The 1,554-nt window shown below is 74.6% G+C and carries 2 protein-coding genes; both read left to right on the top strand.

What is annotated here, in order from left to right:
• Positions 1 to 123 precede the first annotated feature (123 nt).
• Positions 124 to 723, top strand: coding sequence for a 4Fe-4S dicluster domain-containing protein (locus CCN56_RS36700; protein ID WP_086832060.1), 600 nt, complete (start codon positions 124 to 126; stop codon positions 721 to 723).
• Positions 720 to 1,454: a ubiquinol-cytochrome c reductase iron-sulfur subunit gene (locus CCN56_RS36695; RefSeq protein ID WP_086832059.1), complete on the top strand. Its 735-nt coding sequence runs from the start codon at positions 720 to 722 to the stop codon at positions 1,452 to 1,454. The genes CCN56_RS36700 and CCN56_RS36695 overlap by 4 nt, the downstream gene beginning before the upstream one ends.
• Positions 1,455 to 1,554 lie beyond the last annotated feature (100 nt).

The raw sequence follows: 1,554 nt of genomic DNA, 5'->3' as shown, positions 1-1,554 counted from the left end.
TCCCCGCCCCGCCCACCGCCCCCGGACACCGGGCCTACCCGGAGACCCAGGTCTCCCGCACCGACCCGCTGCCCCCCACCTCGCCCCAGGGCCGCGGCACCGCGGAGAGGAGCTGACCCGCACATGATGGGCCGCACGATCTTCATCGACCCGGGCCGCTGCATCGGCTGCCAGGCCTGCGTCTCCGCCTGCCGCGAATGCGACTCCCACCGCGGCAAGTCGATGATCCACCTCGACTACCCCGACGAGGGCCGCTCCGTCGCCTCCCTCCCCACCGTCTGCATGCACTGCGAGGACCCCGTCGCCCCCTGTGCCGAGGTCTGCCCCGCCGACGCGATCCTCGTCACCGCCGACGGCGTCGTGCAGCAGGCCGACACCACCCGCTGCATCGGCTGCGCCAACTGCGTCAACGCCTGCCCGTTCGGCGTCCCCAAGATCGACCTCCAGGCGAAGCTCCAGATGAAGTGCAACCTCTGCTACGACCGCACCGCCTACGGCCTCGCCCCCATGTGCGCCACCGTCTGCCCCACCGGAGCCCTCTTCTACGGCACCCTCGACGAGCTCCGCGCCGAACGCCCCGGCGTCCAGGTCGCCGACTCCTTCACCTTCGGCAGCACGACCGTCTCCACCGGAGTGGCGATGGTCGTCCCCGCCGACAAGGTCCAGTGGCCGGTGCCCGGCGGCCTTCCCGTCGTCGAGATCAATGGAAGGGACGTCCGTTGAGCGTCATCGACCCGCAGCCGCCGGCCCCGGACGCCCACGCCGACGCGGCCCGGGAAGCGCTCCACGACCGGATCGCCGCCGACTCCCTCACCACCCGCCGCGACTACCTGCGGATCGTCGCCACCGTCTCCGGCGGCCTCGCCGTGGGCGGCATCGGCGTCGCCTCCGGCATCCTGCACCGGCACGGCGACAGCGAGAGCGCCCCCGAGCCCAAGAGGATCGCCGACCGGATCGAACCGGGGGAGTCGCTCGCCTTCCGCTACCCCGGCGACGAGGACCGGGCCATCGCCGTCCGCATGGACGACGGCACCCTCGCCGGCTACTCCGCCGTCTGCACCCACCTCGCCTGCGCCGTGCTCTGGCGCAGGGAACGGGGGAGCGAGGGCGAGCTGTACTGCCCCTGCCACGAGGGCGTCTTCGACGCCCGTACGGGAGAGGTCACCGCGGGTCCGCCCCCGCGCGGCCTGCCGAAGGTGCTCCTCGTCGAGGAGGTCGACGGCAGCGTCTGGGCCGTCGGCACCGCCCGCTCGGGCGAGACCGCGGTCGAGGGCTTCTGCCGCCAGAACGGCGACGACCGCCCGGGTTGCCCCGGCTTCGGCGCGGGCGGTCCGGCCCGCAGGCCGACCGGGAGCGCCCGGACTCCGGCGGGTGAAGGGCGAACGGCGGCCGAGCCCGCCCGGACCCCGGCGGGTGCCGGTTCGAAGGCGGCGGAGAGGAGTGAACGGACATGAGCGAGAGCCCGTTCCCGAGGGACCCCGAGGCCCCGGAGCCCGCGGCGCCCTCACGATCCGGGGCGCCCGCACCACCCGGGGCGCCCCGGATCGTGAGGGC

Source organism: Streptomyces sp. NRRL B-24572, assembly GCF_002156145.1.
Taxonomy (GTDB): domain Bacteria; phylum Actinomycetota; class Actinomycetes; order Streptomycetales; family Streptomycetaceae; genus Streptomyces; species Streptomyces vietnamensis.
Note: the sequence above shows the minus strand (reverse complement) of the source record. Positions and strands in the feature narration are given on the sequence as shown.

Bases quoted from the DNA above. Each gene is read 5' to 3' on its own strand.
- CCN56_RS36700 (WP_086832060.1), top strand. From the start codon at position 124: ATGATGGGCCGCACGATCTTCATCGACCCGGGCCGCTGCATCGGCTGC.